The organism is Nocardioides sp., assembly GCF_029937575.1.
GTDB lineage: Bacteria > Actinomycetota > Actinomycetes > Propionibacteriales > Nocardioidaceae > Nocardioides.
Window position 1 is genome coordinate 1 of the sequence record NZ_JAPYPS010000074.1, and the last position, 1,211, is coordinate 1,211.

Annotated in this window: 1 pseudogene; it reads right to left on the reverse strand. The window is 70.9% G+C overall.

From position 1 onward, the window contains the following. Positions 1–964, reverse strand: a pseudogene (locus Q1K33_RS17965) (hypothetical protein); the annotation flags it as partial. Positions 965–1,211: the final 247 nt, after the last annotated feature.

Consider the following 1,211-nt stretch of genomic DNA (forward strand, 5'->3'; position numbering starts at 1 on the left):
CCTCGGGGCCGCGGACGGCGTAGGAGGCGGCACCGTCGAGGAAGGCCTGGTCGAGGGTGACCGTGCGGTCGAGCCAGGCGTCGTAGAACGACACCGACTCACCCTTGGTCGCCTTGTCGAGCATCGTCAGCGTGTCCAGGAGGAGCTGTCCGCGGGCCTGGGCACCCTGGTCGGCGGCGAGCTGGTTGTCGTTGGAGTTGACGGCGTTGGCCGAGATCGACACGACGGCGTAGCCGTTGCTCGCCAGCGCGCGGGCGGTGCCGTCGTAGCCGGCATAGCTCGGGATGGACTTGCGGTCGGTGTTGCCCGGCTCGATCGGGCACGGCCACCGCAGTGGGTTGCTCGGACCGGTGCCGTAGCAGGAGGAGTGACGACCGTGCAGCAGCACCACGGTGGGACGGGCGCCGCCGGTCGTGGGGAGGTAGACCTTGCCCTCGACCTCACCGCGCACTCCACCGATGGCGGCCAGGTCGATGGCCTGGTCGCCGAAGTAGTAGATCGACTCGGTCCAGTCGAAGTCCCCGTGCTCGGTGGGGTCGACGTCCAGGGACGGGGCCGCCTGCACGTCGGGTACGGCGACGGCGTCGTCGGCCCCGGGGGCGCCCGGGCTGGTGGCGGGGTCGGACTCGGCCGACCACCCGGCCTCGACGTCATCGGCCGAGGCGACGCTCGGGTCGGTGGTGAAGACGCTCAGGGAGCGGCCGTCGGCCGACTCGGTGGCGATGCCGACGGTCACCCCGTCGACCACGATCGTGGGGGCATCCGACTTGATCGGCAGCGCATCGTCGAGCTCGACGGTGACCAGGTACCCGCCGGCAGTGCGCTCGACGGTGAAGTCCTCACCCGAGGCCAGCTCGGGGTCGGGAAGGGCGGCCGACGCGGGGCCGGAGAACCCGGCCAGCGTCGCGGAGACGAGGACGGCGCTGAGGCCGGCCCCGAGTCTCCGGGAGAGTGTGGTGTGCACGTTGACGTACTCCTGGGGTCAGCAACGTCGACTCTCGCGGGGTCGCGCCCCGGGGGAGTCGATCGCAGAAGGGGGTAGCGCTCCGTCACGTTGGCGGGGCTCTGCGAAGTTAAGTGCCGCTCTTTACCAATGTGTTTCCGGCGCGGGGCGCTGGAGTCTCCACGGGTCTCACCCGGTAACGAGTTGGGACTCAGCCGCCGGCGAAGGGTGGGAGGAACTCGAGGGTGGAGCCGGGTGGGACCAGGAC